General features: G+C 64.3%; 15 protein-coding genes. 7 read left to right on the top strand and 8 right to left on the bottom strand.

Features of this window, described 5'->3' with window-relative positions; genetic code table 11:
- Positions 1 to 17 precede the first annotated feature (17 nt).
- From RQX22_RS14325 to RQX22_RS14310, 4 genes are all read left to right on the top strand, one after another.
- Positions 18 to 320, top strand: a complete 303-nt coding sequence (locus tag RQX22_RS14325; protein ID WP_315727232.1) for a hypothetical protein — start codon at positions 18 to 20, stop codon at positions 318 to 320.
- Positions 310 to 879 (top strand): type II toxin-antitoxin system VapC family toxin, encoded by a 570-nt coding sequence (locus tag RQX22_RS14320; RefSeq protein ID WP_315727231.1) that lies wholly within the window; start codon positions 310 to 312, stop codon positions 877 to 879. The genes RQX22_RS14325 and RQX22_RS14320 overlap by 11 nt, the downstream gene beginning before the upstream one ends.
- A gap of 87 nt (positions 880 to 966) precedes the next feature.
- Positions 967 to 2,364, top strand: coding sequence for a M20/M25/M40 family metallo-hydrolase (locus RQX22_RS14315; protein ID WP_315727230.1), 1,398 nt, complete (start codon positions 967 to 969; stop codon positions 2,362 to 2,364).
- 87 nt (positions 2,365 to 2,451) lie between these two features.
- On the top strand, positions 2,452 to 2,709 hold the full coding sequence (locus RQX22_RS14310; RefSeq protein WP_315727229.1) for a hypothetical protein: 258 nt from the start codon (positions 2,452 to 2,454) through the stop codon (positions 2,707 to 2,709).
- 285 nt (positions 2,710 to 2,994) lie between these two features.
- On the opposite strand, the gene RQX22_RS14305 is transcribed toward RQX22_RS14310, so the two are convergent.
- From RQX22_RS14305 to RQX22_RS14295, 3 genes are all read right to left on the bottom strand, one after another.
- Positions 2,995 to 4,203, bottom strand: a complete 1,209-nt coding sequence (locus tag RQX22_RS14305; RefSeq protein WP_315727228.1) for a dipeptidase — start codon at positions 4,201 to 4,203, stop codon at positions 2,995 to 2,997.
- Between the two features lie 186 nt (positions 4,204 to 4,389).
- Positions 4,390 to 5,091 (bottom strand): alpha/beta fold hydrolase, encoded by a 702-nt coding sequence (locus RQX22_RS14300; RefSeq protein ID WP_315727227.1) that lies wholly within the window; start codon positions 5,089 to 5,091, stop codon positions 4,390 to 4,392.
- Positions 5,092 to 5,154: 63 nt separating this feature from the next.
- On the bottom strand, positions 5,155 to 6,945 hold the full coding sequence (locus tag RQX22_RS14295) for a tetratricopeptide repeat protein (RefSeq protein ID WP_315727226.1): 1,791 nt from the start codon (positions 6,943 to 6,945) through the stop codon (positions 5,155 to 5,157).
- Positions 6,946 to 7,184: 239 nt separating this feature from the next.
- On the opposite strand from RQX22_RS14295, the gene RQX22_RS14290 reads away from it, so the two are divergent.
- From RQX22_RS14290 to RQX22_RS14280, 3 genes are all read left to right on the top strand, one after another.
- Entirely contained in the window at positions 7,185 to 7,334 is a 150-nt protein-coding gene (locus tag RQX22_RS14290) for a hypothetical protein (protein WP_315727225.1), read from the top strand.
- Between the two features lie 151 nt (positions 7,335 to 7,485).
- Positions 7,486 to 7,833 carry a RidA family protein gene (locus RQX22_RS14285; protein ID WP_315727224.1) on the top strand — a complete coding sequence of 116 codons (348 nt, stop codon included), beginning with the start codon at positions 7,486 to 7,488 and terminating at the stop codon, positions 7,831 to 7,833.
- 34 nt (positions 7,834 to 7,867) lie between these two features.
- Positions 7,868 to 8,308 (top strand): hypothetical protein, encoded by a 441-nt coding sequence (locus RQX22_RS14280; RefSeq protein ID WP_315727223.1) that lies wholly within the window; start codon positions 7,868 to 7,870, stop codon positions 8,306 to 8,308.
- Between the two features lie 140 nt (positions 8,309 to 8,448).
- Here RQX22_RS14280 and RQX22_RS14275 read toward each other — a convergent pair whose 3' ends face one another.
- The 5 genes from RQX22_RS14275 to RQX22_RS14255 form a co-directional block, all read right to left on the bottom strand.
- Positions 8,449 to 9,855, bottom strand: coding sequence for an amidohydrolase family protein (locus RQX22_RS14275; protein ID WP_315727329.1), 1,407 nt, complete (start codon positions 9,853 to 9,855; stop codon positions 8,449 to 8,451).
- Positions 9,855 to 12,356: a S9 family peptidase gene (locus RQX22_RS14270; protein ID WP_315727222.1), complete on the bottom strand. Its 2,502-nt coding sequence runs from the start codon at positions 12,354 to 12,356 to the stop codon at positions 9,855 to 9,857. The genes RQX22_RS14275 and RQX22_RS14270 overlap by 1 nt, the downstream gene beginning before the upstream one ends.
- Positions 12,357 to 12,397: 41 nt before the next feature.
- The gene (locus RQX22_RS14265) at positions 12,398 to 14,878 is read right to left on the bottom strand and encodes a TonB-dependent receptor (protein WP_315727221.1); all 2,481 of its coding nucleotides are present in this window, start codon (positions 14,876 to 14,878) and stop codon (positions 12,398 to 12,400) included.
- A 74-nt stretch (positions 14,879 to 14,952) separates the two neighbouring features.
- The gene (locus RQX22_RS14260) at positions 14,953 to 15,915 is read right to left on the bottom strand and encodes a FecR family protein (RefSeq protein ID WP_315727220.1); all 963 of its coding nucleotides are present in this window, start codon (positions 15,913 to 15,915) and stop codon (positions 14,953 to 14,955) included.
- The gene (locus RQX22_RS14255; RefSeq protein WP_315727219.1) at positions 15,912 to 16,478 is read right to left on the bottom strand and encodes an RNA polymerase sigma factor; all 567 of its coding nucleotides are present in this window, start codon (positions 16,476 to 16,478) and stop codon (positions 15,912 to 15,914) included. Before RQX22_RS14255 ends, RQX22_RS14260 begins: the two co-directional genes overlap by 4 nt.
- Positions 16,479 to 16,593: the final 115 nt, after the last annotated feature.

Genomic DNA, 16,593 nt, shown 5'->3' with positions numbered 1-16,593 from the left:
GAGCCATGCCGCCAGAGATGAAAAAGCGCAGCCGTGAGGACATAAGGGACGAGCGCGCGCGATCGTCATTCATGGCCGCCCGTGTCGCGGCAACGCTTGGGACCGCGCAAGCGGCTGGACTGACGGCCGGAAAGAAAGCCAAGCGCCTTTCGGGCCGTGCGCATGAACGCCTGTTCGCGGCGGCTGCCGAGCGATCGGGTCTCGATGGCGGCGAGCTGCTTGAATATGCGTTGGCCAAGGTTGCGCTGGAGGATGACTTCGCGGTGAAATTGATGGCAATCGAAGGTTCGGTCAGCCGAGACCTCGATCTTGAGTTTTGACCTTGCCGCGACGCTCCGGAGACTGAAGCCGCAAAAGCGGGAGGAAAAGCTGATACGGCGTCCCGACGCCGAGCTGGACTTTGCCCGGGACGCGCCTCTCGCAGGTCCGCCCCTTCTCCTCGACACCTGCGTTTACATCGATACGCTGCAGGGAAGAGCACCTCGCGAAGTAAAGCAATTGATCGTCGCTCGCGTGGTGAATCATTCCTCGGTCGCCCTTGCCGAACTCGTCCATCTGTTCGGACGTCTCGATCCTTCGGATCATAGGACCCGGACAAGCTTGGCCAAGGTGGCATCCGTCGTCGAAGCGATGCCGCCCCACAGGCTGTTGGCGCCGAGCATTCAGGCCATGGCCGAGGCCGGAATGGTGAGCGGCACGATCGCCCGCCTCCGAGGATTGGCGAAAAGTGACCGCCAGCCGCTGCTGAACGATGCCATATTGTTCCTGCAGGCGCTGGAGGCGGGCTATAATGTGCTGACGCGAAATATCGGCGACTTCGATCTCATCCAACAGCTGGTCCCTGGCGGGAGCCTGCTACTGTACCGACCGGCGGAATGAACCCGCCTATCGAATCCGCTTGAGGCCCGGGCTGTTCCGCAGCATCCTCCCCTTTTCCCGCCAAGGGGCGGCAACAAGGAATATCGCATGTTGAAGACTCTGGCCGGTTTCGTCTCGCTCGTCGCGCTCGCCGTCCCTGCCGCCGCGCAGGATGCGCCCTATCAGCGCCAGGCGCGCGACGTTTACGAAAGGCTCATTTCCTTCCGCACTGCCGAAGGCCATGGCCAGGTTCCGGCCATGACCGCCTATATCGCCGAGACGCTGAAGGCCGGCGGCGTGCCGGCCGAGGATATCGTCATCATTCCGCACAAGGAAACGGCGGCGATGCTGGTCCGTATTCCCGGCCGCGACCGATCGATGCGCAAGATCCTCTTTTCCGCCCATATGGACGTGGTCGACGCCAGGCCCGAGGATTGGGAGCGCAGCCCCTTCAAGCTTGTCGAGGAGAATGGCTATTTCTTCGGCCGCGGCACCGGCGACAACAAGCAGGGCGTCGCCGCTTTGGTCTCGACCATTCTTCGCCTGAAGGCGGACAAGGCGATGCCGGCCCGCGCGCTGACATTCGCCTTCGTCGGGGATGAAGAGACCGGCATGGAGACGACCCGGCTGATCGCCGACCATGAATGGGTGAAGGGCGCCGAATATGCGATCAACACCGATGCCGGCGGCGGCACCCTGGACGAACAGGGCAAGCCCACCGTCTATGGCGTCCAGGGCGCCGAAAAGACCTATGCGACCTATTTCCTGACCCTCCGCAACCCGGGCGGGCACAGCAGCCGGCCGCGCAACGACAATGCGATCTACGATCTCGCCAAGGTCCTGAACGGCATCCAGGCTCTGCAATTCCCGGCGCAGGCCAATGCGCTGACCCGCGCCTCGCTCCGCCTCGCGGCCAAGACCACCCCCGGCGAGAAGGGCAAGATGCTCGCCCGCTTCGCCGACAATCCCGACGATGCCGAGGCCGCCGCCTATCTGCTGGCCGATCCCACCGTCGCTTATGAGATCAGCACGACCTGCGTGGCCACCATGCTGGACGCCGGCCACGCCGAAAATGCGCTGCCGCAGCGCGCCAAGGCAACCGTCAATTGCCGCATCTATCCGGGCGACACGGTCGAGGGTGTGAAAGGCCGCCTGGCAGAGGCGGCCGGCAACAAGAATGTCGTGGTGGAGGTGGACGGCGCGCCCGTCGTCAGCCCGGTGTCGGAGCCTCGGTCGGACGTGATGGCCGCCATCGCTAAGTCCGTCCATGCCCGATATCCCGGCATCCCGATCTCGCCCTATCTGGAAGCCGGCGGCACCGACGGGATGATCTACCGCACCAAGGGGATCCCGACCTTCGCCAGCTCGGGCGTGTTCATGAAGGACAGCGACGTCTTCTTCCACGGCCTCAACGAACGGCTCCCGGTCAAGGCCTTCTACGAGGCGATCGACCACGTCCACGATCTGGCCGTGGACCTCGGCGGGGCGCGGCCCGCGGGCAAATAGACGGCCGATATACGCTCAAGGGGGACATGGTTACCGATCGTTAACCAAGCCCCCCTATCGGTCCCTTGAACCAGGGAGCGAAGCAGAGTGTCGGAACATTCGAAAATCTATGGCGAAGTCGTCGACGCGTTCGAAACCTCGGCCGCTGCATCCTTCGGCTGCCTCGCCGGCGCCTGGCCGAAAACGCCCGCGGATCCGACGGGCGACGAACGGCTTGCCCTCATCGGCTTCCTCGAAGAGCTCCGCGCCGCCTGGGACCTGGAACAATCCAGCCTCTACGCCGCCAATCGTTCGGAGCTGCAGACGATAGCCAGCCCCTGGAGAGTGGCAGATCCGGGCCGCTGAAGCCCACCTAAAGCATCGTGCTGAAAAGTGGGTACCGGTCTTCAGCTTTTCACGATGCGACAACAAAGGTTTAGAGCGTGCGAATTGCGTCACGTTTAACGCAGCGCGCTCTAATATCCGGCCAGCAGCAAAAGGCGCGTGCGCTGCTCTCTTATTTCCTCCTCAAGCCCCCGTTCGCAGGCCTGCGAAGACGCGCTGGAATGATCTTGGAATGTGCGACCGGGGGACATCCCCCACCCCTTGCCCCTCTCCGTCAGGGGAGGGGTTCGGGGGGGGACGTTGCGCTCAGGCGCCCCAGATATCGGCCAGATAATTCACGAAATTCAGCCCCAATATCTTCTCGATCCGCCGGGTGGGATGGCCGCGCGCCGCCAGGCGATCGGCCAGCACCTGGAATTGCCGGGGCCCGGTCAGGTCGCTCGCATAAGGCGGGATGGCGGGATCCTCCCCGGGAGCGGCGATGCCGGCCTTGATCCGTTCCGCCACCATCTTCGCCCAGGGCGCATTCTGGATACGGGGATCGGGGTGGAGCGGCGCGACGCCATAATCGGTGCCGATGCCGACATGGTCCTCCCCGCAGACCTTGAGCGCATGTTCGATATGGGCGACGAGATCGTGGGAATCCGCCGGCCTTCCCTTCTGCCGCGCCAGGAACATGACCCAATAGATGCCGACATAGCCGCCGCGTTCCGCCACCGCGCGCAGCTCCTCGTCGGTCTTGCTTCTCGGATTCGGCGCAACGGCCGCGCAACCCGTATGGGTGATGCAGATCGGCTGCTTCGAAAAGCGCACCGCGTCCATGCAGATGCGCTGGCCGCTATGCGACAGGTCGACGGGGATCCGGCGATTGTTCAATCGTTCCACCACCTCCCGGCCGAAATCCGTGAGCCCCGGATTGCCCGGTGCCAGCGATCCCCCGCCCACCCGGTTGCGGCTATTATAGGTCAGCTGGATGATGCGCAGGCCGAGATCGGCGAATATGTCGACCCGATCCGCCTTGTCGCCGAGCATGGTCGTGTTCTGGACGCCCTCGATGACGCCGATCTTATTCTGTGCCTTGGCCTGGCGAATGTCCCGCGTCGTCCAGATCTTCATCAAAGTGTCGGGATTGTTGCGGATGGCATTGTCGCAGCGCCCGATCGATTCCACGCAGCTTTCGAAATTTTCGGTATCGAGCGAGATGTTGAAGGCGGTGAGGCCGGAGGCCAGCCCCGCTTTGATCGCCCCCGGGCTGAACGTGAGCCGCGGATCCCGCTCCAGCTCGGGCGGGCGCGGACCGTAGGAATCGTCGAGATCGCCGAGACTGTTGACGATCATCATCCGTCTTATGTCGACACGGCCCTGGCCGCGCCTGCGCGCCGGTTGGGCAAGAGCGGCGCCGCTGCCGGCGATGCCGCTGCCCGCCAATGCGGAAACCATGGTCCCGGCCGCTGCGCCCATGAACGCCCGCCGCCCCAATCCCGCCTGTTCTTCAGATGTCCGATCCGAATCCATTCTGCCTCTCCCTATATGCCGGCGGCGCCCGCCACGGGCGCGCCTTTATGAACGCGAACATAGACGCGAATTCGCGCCGGCCGGAAGCGAAGATTTTCCCGTGAGAGAATTTTTTGCATTTCCATGCCGGCTTGGCCGGCGAAAGCCCAAGCCCAAGCCCAAGCCCCGATCGCCCGGGCCGCGACGTCAGCCCCGGTCCGAAAGCCATTGCCGAAGCAATTGGCTGGTCTCCTCCGGCCGCTCCATCGTGGGCAGATGCCCGCATTCGGGAAAGACGTGCAGCCTCGATCCCGATATGCCGCGATGGATCGCCTCGGCTTCGGCCGGCGGGATCAGCGCGTCGCTGTCGCCGACCGCCACCACGGTCGGGACGTGGATCGCGGCAAGCGTCGGACGGCTGTCGGGGCGGGTCAGGATCGCTTGCTGCTGACGAAGGAAGGCGGCGCCGCCGACGCGGCCGGCCATGGCCTGCACCGCTTCCGCCACCGGCCCGTCGAGGCGGGAAGTGTGGACCAGCTGCGGCAGCAGCCGGGTGGTGACGCCAAGGAAACGGCCATGCTTCACGGACGCGATGCCGCGCCGCCGCTGCGTGGCCCGGGCCGCGCTGTCGGGACTTGCGCTGGTCGAAAGGAGGGCAAGGCGCGTCACCCGCTGCGGCGCCTGGCGCATGATTTCGAAGGCGACGTAACCGCCCATCGACAGGCCGGCGAGCGCGAAACTGGGCGGCGCCGCCGCGAGCACCCGCCCGGCCATCACCTCCACGCTTTCGTCCAGCGTCATATCCGGGACGATCGCCGCGGCGACATCGGCCAGGCCTTCCACCTGAGCCTGCCACAGGATGGCGTCGCAGAGCAGGCCCGGGATCAGGATGAGCGGGGTCAAGGTCACGATTACCGCGTCAGCATTCCTAGGCCCCGGCCGCAAGAGGAATTGCTGGGTCGCGGGTCCAATCTACAGCCGCTCCATGCGCAGCCAGTTTCGATTGCCCACCCAGTCGCGCCGGAACGCCTGGCGCGCGGCAGCCGCCTCCAGCCTGTTTCCCAGGGCTTCTTCGGTCCGGGCGAGACCGTAGAGCACCCAGCCGTTCCGCGGCGTCTGCAGCAGCGCCGTGCGGAAAGCCTGGCGCGCCTCTTCATAGCGCCCGGCCTGATACAAAGCGGCACCCAGCGACTGGTTGACCGGATAATACCAATAAGGCGGCTCCTGATAAGGGATCTTGCCCTCGAGTGCGATCGCCTGGCGATAACGGCGGGCCGCCTCGTCGAAACGCCCCTCCGCCTGCGCAAGCCGACCGCGCGCGACCGCCTCGGCGATGGACAGCAGCTCGGTCGCCGGCACGCCCTGTTCGATCATGGCCGCGAACGCACCGGACGTGCGGAGCGCCGCGAGTGCCGCAATCTCGCGCTCGAACTCGGCGCGGTCGCGTCGCTGGGCCTGGGCTACCGCGCGCGCGTAAAGACGCATCCCGACCGCATAAGGCAGGCGCGGATCGGCCGGCGGCATGGCCAGGATCGCCTTTGGCTTCGCGACCTGCGCCATCGCCAGATAGGGAGCCGCATCGATCGCCTGGATCCAGGCGATGCGCGCCGATATATCCGGATCGAGCAAGGTCCGCAGCCGGCGGGCTTCCCGGACCGCAGTGGCCATGTCGCCCGCCATTTGCGCCGATGAGACGATGAAATGGACGTTGTGCGGATAATAGCCGTAGCGGACGAGGCCGCGATCGCCCGTGGCGCGGATGAAGGCTTCGTCGGCGCGCGCGGCCGCGACGTTGACATGGATCGCATCGCGATAGCGGCCGATCCGGCCGTAAATATGGGCGGGCATGTGGACGAGATGCCCCGCGCTTGGAGCAAGCGGCCGCGCCAGTCTATCGGCCGCGGCCTCGGCACGGCCCGGATCGGCGCTGTTTTCCATCAGGTGGATATAGAGGTGCGCCGCCTGCGCATGGTCGGGGCTGCGGGCGATCACGGTTTCGATGAGCCGGACCGCCTCGCCGCTGCGGCCCACGGGCGTCACCTTGTCCGCCTGCCAATAATTCCACGGACTCGTGTCCATCACCGCTTCCGCGGCAAGCACCGCGACATCGTCGTCGTTCGGGAAATTGCGGGCGACATCGAGCATGCGATCGGCATAAGCCGCATCGAGCGCCGCGCGATCCGCCTTCGGGTCGCGTGAATAACGGTGCGACAGCGCGTCGATCAGGGCGCGTTCGACCGGCGAGGCCCTCGCGCGCAGCTTCAGCGCCCGGTCCAAAGCCGCAAGAGCCGCGCCCGTGTCGCGATCGTCCATCGGCGCGTTGATGTTCGGACCCAGAGCGAGCGCTTCGCCCCACCAGCAGGACGCGCAGTTCGGATCGAGACTTTGCGCCTCGCGAAACGATCGGACGGCGCCCGCATGACTGAACCCGTAAGTGAGGAGCAGACCCTGGGCGAAATAGCGCCGCGCCTGAATATTCGCCGTCGTGACCGGCCGTCGGGTCGCGGCAAGATCGGAATAAAGGGGCATCGGCCTGGCCGCGGCCCCGGCGGATGCCGCGACGGCCGCCGCCGCCGCCAGCCCCTGCATCGACCCGGATGCGCCTGCCCGCCCGCCGCAAAGCGCCGAAGCGAGACGCGTCGGGTCCATCATGGCCAAAGCCGCCGACGAGAAGGAAGGCACAGGCGCGAAGCTGCCGAGCACGACACCCGCCCCGGCAAGGGCGCTGGCTTTTAAGAATCCGGATCCCAATAGCTTACGCATTTTGACCGTCCTCTGATCGATACGGACACGGATGCGGCTGTCTATTCCAGACTCGGAACAATAGCATTTTGAGTCCAGCCACTCAACTTTTTGCGGGCGAACAATATGGTTGGCTCTAGGGCCATATCCGGCGCGTCGGGAACGCGCCGAAACGCCCACGCTTTCAGCGAGAGCCCGGCGTTTACGATTTGTTAACTATATGGAGACAAGCATCGCTGCGGTCGCCGGGGGACTCGCTGATGGAATCAGATTCGCTTTATTATGCGCGCCGCGCCTTGCAGGAAGAAACGCGCGCCGCCCGCGCCCTCAGCGAGCATGCCAGGGAATGGCACGCCCAGCTCGCCCGCCAGTTCAAGGCGCGCCTGACGGAGCAGCCGCTCGACGCCTGAGGCGGCCCGACAAGACGTCGCCACACCGCCAGACACCCGGCAGCCTTTCGCGACGGCAAGCGCCTTGCGCAGATCCGACATCGGTCGGAGGGCCGCCTTGAAGGCCCAGGCGCCGCCCGCTACGCAGCCCCCGAACCACAAGGGAGCAGCAATGACCATCGAGCGACTTCATACCGGCCCGCGCATGAGCCAGGCGGTGATCCACAACGGCCTCGTCTATCTCGCGGGCCAGGTCGGCGAAGCCGGCGCCGACGTCCCCACCCAGACGCGGCAGATCCTGGAGGGAATCGATAGCCTGCTCGCCGAGGCCGGCAGCGACAAATCGCGCATCCTGCAGGCAACGATCTGGCTCGCCGACATGGCCGATTTCGGCGCCATGAACGCCGTCTGGGACGAATGGGTCGACAGCGCAAACGCCCCCGCCCGCGCCACTGGCGAAGCCAAGTTAGCGACGCCCGATTACAAGGTAGAGATCATCATCGTCGCGGCTCAGAAATAAGCCGAAGGCAGGCACGGAAACGGAGGCGGCGGACATGGACGAGATCATGGACGCCGTCGCCATCCTCCAGTCGGGCGACAAGGCGCGCGCACGTGAATTGATGCATATCCTCTGGGAGCGGCTTGAAACGGGCGGGACCCCTATCGAACGGGCGACCCTCGCCCACTTCCTTGCCGACACGGAAGAAGACGTCGCCGAGGAGCTGCATTGGGACCTGGCGGCGCTGAAGGCCGCGACTGGCGCGGATGCGGGCGAAAACGAACATCCAGTCTCCGCCGAGCTCGCGACCTTCCTCCCTTCACTCCATCTCAATGTCGGCGACGCCTTCCGTCGCTCCGGCGACCCGCATCAGGCGCTCCTCCATGCCGAATTGGGATTGAAGCGATCCCATGTCCTGGCGGATGATGGCTATGGGACCACAATCCGGCAGGCCCTGCTTAGGCTTCGCGAACGTGCCCTTGCCGGTAAGCGCTAACCCAGCAGCGAGCGAGCCGGCGTCGGGCTAAGGCCCCGAACGCCGAAAGCTACGCCTTCGATCTTCAGTACGAAATGTCGCCGTGCACACGGTTGTGACATTCCTGATAGAGGATTCGAGTAAGCTGGGGCGCAATTTAGCTACTTGGCGCTGGTAAAAGGCGCCTTTTCCTCGATGCGCGGCGGCAGGATCGCGCGGCCGTCGCGGACGATGATGCGGCCGCCGACGATGACCAGGTCGACCTTCTTCAGGTCCTCGATATCCTGGTCTGGCTTGCCGTCGACGATGATCAGGTCGGCCAGCTTACCCGGCTGCAGCGTGCCCAGGCGATCGTCCATTCCCAATATTTCGGCATTGGTCAGGGTCGCGGCGACCAGCGCCTGGGACGCGGAATAGCCGAGCCGCCGGAAGTTGCGCAATTCCTGCACATAGACCTCGGGCAGATAATGATGGCCGTCCAGCGTCACGTCGGTGCCCACGCCGAGCTTTACGCCAGCGGCCTTCATTTCGGCGCCCAATGCGAACATGCGCTCGTCTGAAATGGTGAAACGCCGCGACGTTGAGCCGTTATAGCCGCCGCCCGAATTGATATATTGATAGGGAACGAAGGTCGGTACGGACGCAATCCCTTTCTTCGCCATCAAAGTCACGGTTTCGGCGCTACGCGGCAGCGGATGTTCGATGCTGTCGACACCGGCATCAACCGCCATTCGCGTGTAAATCGTCTCCGAATCCACTGTGACGCGCAGGCCCAATCGATGCGCTTCATCGACGGCGGCGTCGACCTCTTCCTGGTTGAAATGGCTGGCAAGCTTGATCAGGTCGGCGCCACTTTTGAAATTGGCACGAACAGCCGCCCGCCATTCGTCGGGTCCAGAGGCCTCGCGAACCGCAGCCTCGGCATATCCGGGCGCGGTGCTCAAGGCATAATATTCTGTGCCATGTCCCCCCTCTCCGACGATCAGTTGGCCGGCGGCAAAGATGCGCGGGCCGGGGATGGCGCCGGATGCGACTTCTTCCTTGAGCAGGAACGGCGCCATGCCATGGGAGGCGACGTCGCGGACGCTGGTGATGCCGCTTTCGGCATAATAACGCAGCCGCTCCGCGCCGCGGATTGCGGCACCGGCTTGGCTTTCCTCCGACAATGGCGCCGGCAGACCGAAGGCGTGGACATAAGTGAGATGGGTGTGGAGATCGATCAGGCCGGGCATCACTGTCCGACCCCGCGCATCGATCACTTCGGCCCCCTCGGGAGGCTCTCCCCCGGGTTCTCCTACCCGCACCAACTTATCCCCCTGGATCAACAAATCGACCGCGCGGACCGGCACGCCGGTTCCATCGAACAAGCGCGCATTGGTGATGAAGATGTTGGTCTTGGGAACGTTGGTGCCCGGTGCCACCGGCAGCCGGCGCAGATCGTTGGTCGTCTGCGTCTTGGCATCATAGAGGCCGGAGCGATCATTGGGCTTGGCCAACGGCGGGTCTGCCGCGGCTCCGGACGCGATGGCGGCCGCGAGCATCGACGCTGTCCACATCATAAACTTCATCACGGCGTCGGCTCCTCTTCAGATGGCATGCGATATTCGCGCGGATGGGTGACGCCCATTAGATGTTCGACCAGATAATCCCAGGCGATCCGGATCGTATAATCGTCCCAGCTGTGACCGAGATTGGGGACGAGCAGCATCTGGAAATCCTTGTTCGCCTTGATGAGCGCGTCGACGACCTGGCCGGTCAAAGCCGGCGAGACATTGGGGTCCATTTCGCCATGGATCAGCAGCAGCTTGCCTTTGAGATTGCCGGCCAGCGCCGCGTTTGATGTGGCCGTATAATTCTTGCCGTCGTCGGGACCGTTATAGGCCTCCCCCCACCAGTGGATATTGCCGCGCTGGTCGTGACTGCCGGCATGGGCGATGGCGACCTTGAAGACGTCGGGATAGAGGAAGATCGCACGCGCGGCGGCATCGCCGCCGGCCGACATTCCGTAGATGCCGACCCGGTCGAGATCCATCCATGGCCGCGTCGCACCCAATTGCCGGATCGCCGCGACATGATCCTCGATAAAGCCGCCCTTGGCGAGCTTGCCGTATGACAGATCGAGAAACGCCTTGTCGCGGCCCGGCGTGCCGCGGCCGTCGACCAGCATGACTATGAAGCCGAGCTCGGCAACGGCCTGGGCAAAGCTGTGGTCGAACAAAGCGTCCATGAAGCCGTTGGGGGTCCGCCGCGTCTGCGGACCCGGATAGATCTGGTCGACGACCGGATAACGTCTGGCAGGATCGAAATTGCTCGGCCGAAGCAGCACGCCATATAGTCTCGTCTTGCCATCCGCCGCCGTCGCGGTGAAGCGCTCCGGAGGTACGAACCCACCCGCTCTCAGCCGCGACCAATCCGCCTGCTCCAGCAACGTAACCAGCTTCCCGTTCGCATCGCGTAGCACGGTGACCGGCGCCGTCGCCACCGTCGAATGGGTGTCGACGAAATAGCGCCCGCTCGGCGAGAAACTCGTAGTTGTCTCGGGCGGCGCCATCGGATCCCAGATCGGTGGGAATGTGTTGGTGTCGGACAGGCCGACCATATGATCGCCACCCTCGGGCGTCAGGCGGAGCATCTTTCCGGTCCTGAGGTCCAGCCGATAGAGGTTCGACAGATAAGGGTCGGCGCCCGGCTCCCGGCCGTTCACGCGAACCCAGGCAAGGCCGGCGGCTTCGTCCAGCCGCAAGATGCTGCTGATCTGCCCGGGACCGGAGCCGATCACGCGCTTCATCCGGCCATCGGCACCATAAAGATAGAGACGCCCATGGCCGTCGCGCTCGGAAAACCAGAGCGTGTCCCCGTTAGCCAGCATCGCGACCATCGGCCGCTGCGCGATCGCCGCCGCTTCGATGAAGGTTTTCGCGTCCTCGCTGACCAATATTTGCGCGCGGCCGGTGGCGGGGTCGACGCGGTAGAGCGTCATGTTCTTGTAATAGCGCGAGCGGGTGAGCAGCCCGATCGTCCGGCCGTCCTTCGCCCACCAGGCTTCCTTGGCCTCGACCGGTGTCACCAGACCGAAAGGAATCGGGGCGACGTCGATCCGGGTGCCCTTGCGCGTCGCCACATCGAACACCCATGGCTCGGAGGTCGGAATGCCCTCTTCGCCAGGAAAGGCCAGGCGCCATGTGTGAAGCTTCGGCCTGACCGAGCCATCGGTCGGGACCGACTGGATCCGTCCGACCGGACCCGTGCGGCGGTCGTCGACGCGCTGGGTGAGGATGCGGGTGGAATCCGGAGACCAGGAGAGCGCCGGCGGATAGCGCAGCCCGGACAGCCGAAAGCCCGTCGCGATGACGTTGGACCCGGGCTGGATTCCCCAACCAAAATCGGAGACGCCGTCGGTCGTCAGAGCAAAGGCCTGCCCGCCGGCGCTCGGCCTGATCCAGATATCATCGTCCTGGATGTAAGCCTGCCAACGCCCATCGGGAGACGCGGCCGCGTCCAGCGTCGGTGCCGGTTCCTGGGCTATGGCGCACGCAATCATAGTCCCGCCGCACGCCCAGAGTTTCCCGTCGACCATCGCCTCGATCGTTCCGGCAGCGCCGTAGCGAAATATGGCGAAGGGCAGCTTGTCCGGTTCGATCGGACGCCCGAGCGCCTTGGCCAATGCCGAAGCCAGTTCGGCATGATCGAATGCAGGCCGTCGCGATCCTCCGGCCGCGGCATCCACGATCAAGAATTCCGCACGGCCTGGCGCCGTGTCGCGCCGGTACCAGAAACGATCCCCGTCCAGCCAATGCGGCGTCACCGCGGCGTTGAGGACCCAGCGCTCCTTCGTTCGGTCGAGAAAGCGGGCGGCGCGATCATAATCGGCCTTGCCCAAGCCGGGCGGCGACGATTGAACAGCCGGCGCGGCCATGACGACTGGGGCCGCAAGCAAGGCCGCAAGGATCAGGCCCAGACGCGTCACCTTCTTCCTGGCGGCGCCTTCGACCGAAGCGATGCGACCCTCATCCGCGGCTGCGACGGAAGGGCAGACTATAACGGCCGCTTCCTGACTCCGCACGGCCATTTCCCTCCGAATGAGTGACCGCCGGAGCGGCGCATCGCGCTCTAGAATTTCGCTTCCAGCGCCAGGCCGATTGTTCGCGGCTGAAGCACTGCGGCTTCGATCTGGCCAGGAAAGGTTGCCGGCGTCAGATAGACGCGATTGTCTGTGGCATTGCGCACGAAGAGACGCACGCCCCATATGTCGTTCGAGACGCCGGCATAAAGATCGAGCGCCGCATAAGCGTCCAGCTCGACCAGACTCCCGCCTCCCGGAAAGCCAACCCGCCGCTTGCCGACATATCGCAACCCGCCTCCGGCCTGGCCGGTCCATTCGCCGCTGATCGGGAAATCGGTGTCAGCCGTCACGGCACCGCTCCAGCGCGGCGTGTAGGAAAGCTGGTCCCCGGCCGCAGCCCCGATCGATGGTATCGGATCGATCAGCTTGGCGTCGGTATAAGCGGTGTTCATGCCGAGACGGACGTTCCTGGACGGTGCGAACGAAGCATTGAACTCCACGCCCTGACTGCGCGCCCTGCCACCGTTGGTCTGATAGTTGATCACGCCCAGCACGGCGTCGGTCTGGATGTCCTTCCAGTCGATCCTGAACAAGGCCAGGTCGACCATCGCACGGCGATCGAGGAACTGGGACTTGAGGCCGATCTCGTAATTGACGATCCGGTCCGAATCCACCTGCGGCGGAATGCCGAGGATCGGCGTGTTGGGGCCGCCGGGCCGATAGCCGCTCGCAACCCGCGCATAGACCATCGTATCTTCGCTGATATGCCATCTCGGCGCGACGGAGTAAGTGAAAACATCCTCCTTCGAATTCGCGATGGTGGTGCCGTCCACGCCGGAGAAGACGAACAGCGGCCCCGAGGAAATCAGCGTGAAATCCTGTTTGTTCTTCGCGAAGCGACCGCCGAAGCTGATGTCGAACGCCTCGCTGAAATTATAGGTGAGATTGCCGAACACGGCCATCTCGCGATATTTGGTGGGAACGCGGGCGAGACCGAACGGATTGAACGGAGCGGCGACCGGCACGCCGAGAGTGTCCATCGCGGTAATGTTCTGAAACATGATCGCATCTTCGTCGGTATAGAAGGCACCGATCAGCCATTCGAGCCGCTTGCCGCCAGGGGAAGCCAAGCGGAATTCCTGGGTGAATTTCTTCACCTCGGTGTTCACCTCATACAGGCCCATGCCGGCGGGAATGATGACGCCGTTCGAAAATTCGGGCAGGATCTCGCTGATGATCGGGTAATAGGCACCCAACAAAAGCGTGTAGTCGATCTCCTTGTGCACTTTGGTGTTGGAATAGCTGGTGGCCGATGTGAAATCGGCGAAACCCAGATCCCAATCGATGGTTGCCGCATAATGACGAAGCTTCGAACGGAACGGCTGGTCGAGCGCATGCGCGCCGGTCAAGTCGCCGAAGAGTGGTTCGCCTGTGACCGGGTCCAGCGAAACCACCGCATTGCCGTCGGCGTCGATATTCTGGCCCATCGCCGACAATCTTATCTTCAGCGCATCGGTGACCTGCCAAAGCAGGGCGAGCCGCGCACCGGTCTGCTCAACCTCGTTCTCGTCCTTTTCGCCGGTGATGCCATTGTCGATATAGCCAGGCGTGTATTGATTGAAGACGCTGATGCTGACGGCGAGCTTGCCGGGAATGATCGGTACATTGGCGCCGTCCCTCACCCCCCAGCCAATCTCGTCGGTGCCGCCGATTGTGGAAACCTCCGCCCCGGCCCGTCCCGAAAATCGGTTGAGATCAGGACTCTTCGTCACATATTTCAGCAGGCCGCCCATCGTGTTGGCGCCATAAAGCGTGCCCTGCGGCCCGCGCAGCACCTCCACCCGTTCGATGTCGTAGGGCATCAGATCGAGCGAGAATAAGGGCGCCTGCACCCAGCCCGCGCTGGAGCCCAATGGGGTGTCGTCGATATAGGTGCCGATCATGCTGGTATAAGTGATCGGCGAAAGGCCCCGCAACGTGATGCGGGTCTGGCCCGGCGTGCCGCCACCGTCGACGACGAGGCCAGGGACATAAGCGGCATAATCGGAGAGCTGGGTCGCGCCGATCCGTTCCAGTCGCCGCCCGCCGATCACGCTGATCGACGCCGGCACGTCCTGGATATTCTCGACCTTCTTCTGCGCGGTGACGACGATCTCCTCGTCCGCCACCTCATCCTCGACGACCGCAACTCCGCCTCTGCCCTGGAAGCTTTCGGAGATTGAAGAAGCAGCTCGAACGATCGCAACCGCGCCCGACGCATCGGTCTTGGCAACGAAGCCGGAGCCAGCGAGGACGGCGCTGAGCGCGGCCTCAGCCGACATCGCCCCGTGCGCGCCGTTAGAACGGACGCCGCCCATCTCTCCGCCCTTAAAGATCAACTGCCGTCCGGATTGGCGGACATAGGCGCCGAGCGCATTTTTCAGGCTTCCGGCCGGAATATCGAACGTACGGCTCTGGGCGACCGCCGGTGTCGCCGTCGCGACAACACAGGTCCCCGTCAACAAAGCGGCTGCCAATGTTCTGATCATGATCCGCGTCCCCCGAAAAGCCTGAACATCTGTTCTGTGGATCAAGAGAATCGAAGCCGCCAAACCCGTATGCGTCATGCCGAAATTCTTACATGCTTCGCATCCTGCTCGACGCGGAGACCATAAGCATCGGACAGGAGCCGCAGGAAAGCGTCGACATTGTCCGCCTCGAAGGCGCCGTCGATCCGGATCGCGGCGACCGCGGCGTCGGGGATAAGGATCGGCCGGGAAGAATAGCGGCTGAATTCCGCCACGGCGTCCCCCAAAGTCGTGCTCGTAAAGGTGAGCATGCCTTCGCGCCAAGCGAGCGCATCTTCGACCTTTTCCTTCGCACCGAGGGCGACGAGCGTCGATCCGCCGCGCGCGATCGCCAGATCGCCCGCAGTGATGACGGCCGCCCGCGACGCCTTGGCAGGACTCAAATCCTCGACACGTACGCGGCCTTCGGTAACCGCGACCGACACCTTGTCACCTTCGCGTCGCACCGAGAATTTCGTGCCGAGAACTGTAATCTTGCGCACGCCGGCATGAACGACGAACGGCACCCCATTCCGATGGGCGACCTCGAAATAGGCCTCGCCGCGGTCGAGCCAGACCGTGCGCATGTCGCCGTCGATGGCCGCGCGAACGGCTGTTGCCGTGTTCAACTCCACTCTGCTTCCATCGGCCAATCCGATGGTCTGATGACCGCCGATCGGTGTTGCAAAATTGACAGGAGCCACCGGCGCAGGAGCGCGCCACCAAGTCGTGCCACTAATGCCGAATATAAGGGCGATGGATGCGGCCATAGCCCATGGCTGCCATCGCCGTGGCGCAGCCTGCTGGATTTCGTCCGGCGTTTCTGGCGCCTCGTCGCGGGCGACCGCATCGGCCCGCCGCCAGCCTTCGCGCAGCCGAAGATAGGCCGCGCGATGAAGCAGGGATTCGTCCAGCCAGGCATCCAGCTCGGCCTGCTGCTCGGCCGTCCAGTCCGGCTCCTCCTGGCGAAGGATCCACAGCGCAGCCAAATCGGTCGCCCGATGGGCAGGTCCGCTCATTTCGATCTCTCCTGCCTCTCCCGGCGCGACGGCCGCGCGATGTGCCCGGGGCCGCCCAGCATGAAATCGGCAAGCGCGCGCATGCCCTTGGTCAATTGCTGCTCGACCGCATCGATGCCGACGCCCAGCCGATCCGCCGCTTCGCGGGTGGTGAGCCCCTCCACCTTGCGCAGCCGCACCACTTCACGGCAGCGCGGCGGCAGATTGTCTATGCCCGCCCCGGCGCGGCGGAGATCGTCGCGGGCCACCATGTTGCGGTCGGCCGAGAAGATGTCGACGTCGGGCTCCAGGCTTTCCAGGTCGGTGATCAACTCGAACGAGACGATCCGTGCTCGCCGTGACCGCTGCGTCAGGAGGTTGCGGGCGATCGTGAAGACATAGCCTTGTGTATAATCCGGAAGCCCGCTCCGCGCGCCTCCGAGCGCCAGCGCATAGACGTCATGGAGCAGATCGAACACATCCTCCGACTGCCGCCAGTTGCGACGGATGTAGCGCGTCAGAGCGGGCTCGAGCGGAAGCACCTCCCGGCAGAACCAGTCATCGATGGCCTCGGCGTCGATCATCTTCGCGGCCGCAGCCCTCCTCGTCCGTCACTCGGTCTAGGAGGGTAAGATAAAGGAAAAGCCATTTCCCGTATGCGGCCGCGAGATTAATTTTGCATGGGGCCTATTTTCTATC

The sequence above is a fragment of the Sphingosinicella rhizophila genome (assembly GCF_032378825.1).
In the GTDB taxonomy this organism is placed as follows: domain Bacteria; phylum Pseudomonadota; class Alphaproteobacteria; order Sphingomonadales; family Sphingomonadaceae; genus Allosphingosinicella; species Allosphingosinicella rhizophila.
This window is presented reverse-complemented; position numbering and strand designations above follow the sequence as displayed.

What these genes read in the sequence shown, in the direction of transcription:
- RQX22_RS14295 (WP_315727226.1), bottom strand. Translation starts at nt 6,945, where the DNA reads ATGCGTAAGCTATTGGGATCCGGATTCTTAAAAGCCAGCGCCCTTGCC.
- RQX22_RS14290 (WP_315727225.1), top strand. Translation starts at nt 7,185, where the DNA reads ATGGAATCAGATTCGCTTTATTATGCGCGCCGCGCCTTGCAGGAAGAA.
- RQX22_RS14305 (WP_315727228.1), bottom strand. Translation starts at nt 4,203, where the DNA reads ATGGATTCGGATCGGACATCTGAAGAACAGGCGGGATTGGGGCGGCGG.
- RQX22_RS14255 (WP_315727219.1), bottom strand. Translation starts at nt 16,478, where the DNA reads ATGATCGACGCCGAGGCCATCGATGACTGGTTCTGCCGGGAGGTGCTT.
- RQX22_RS14260 (WP_315727220.1), bottom strand. Translation starts at nt 15,915, where the DNA reads ATGAGCGGACCTGCCCATCGGGCGACCGATTTGGCTGCGCTGTGGATC.
- RQX22_RS14275 (WP_315727329.1), bottom strand. Translation starts at nt 9,855, where the DNA reads ATGAAGTTTATGATGTGGACAGCGTCGATGCTCGCGGCCGCCATCGCG.
- RQX22_RS14315 (WP_315727230.1), top strand. Translation starts at nt 967, where the DNA reads ATGTTGAAGACTCTGGCCGGTTTCGTCTCGCTCGTCGCGCTCGCCGTC.
- RQX22_RS14270 (WP_315727222.1), bottom strand. Translation starts at nt 12,356, where the DNA reads ATGGCCGTGCGGAGTCAGGAAGCGGCCGTTATAGTCTGCCCTTCCGTC.
- RQX22_RS14265 (WP_315727221.1), bottom strand. Translation starts at nt 14,878, where the DNA reads ATGATCAGAACATTGGCAGCCGCTTTGTTGACGGGGACCTGTGTTGTC.
- RQX22_RS14325 (WP_315727232.1), top strand. Translation starts at nt 18, where the DNA reads ATGAAAAAGCGCAGCCGTGAGGACATAAGGGACGAGCGCGCGCGATCG.
- RQX22_RS14285 (WP_315727224.1), top strand. Translation starts at nt 7,486, where the DNA reads ATGACCATCGAGCGACTTCATACCGGCCCGCGCATGAGCCAGGCGGTG.
- RQX22_RS14280 (WP_315727223.1), top strand. Translation starts at nt 7,868, where the DNA reads ATGGACGAGATCATGGACGCCGTCGCCATCCTCCAGTCGGGCGACAAG.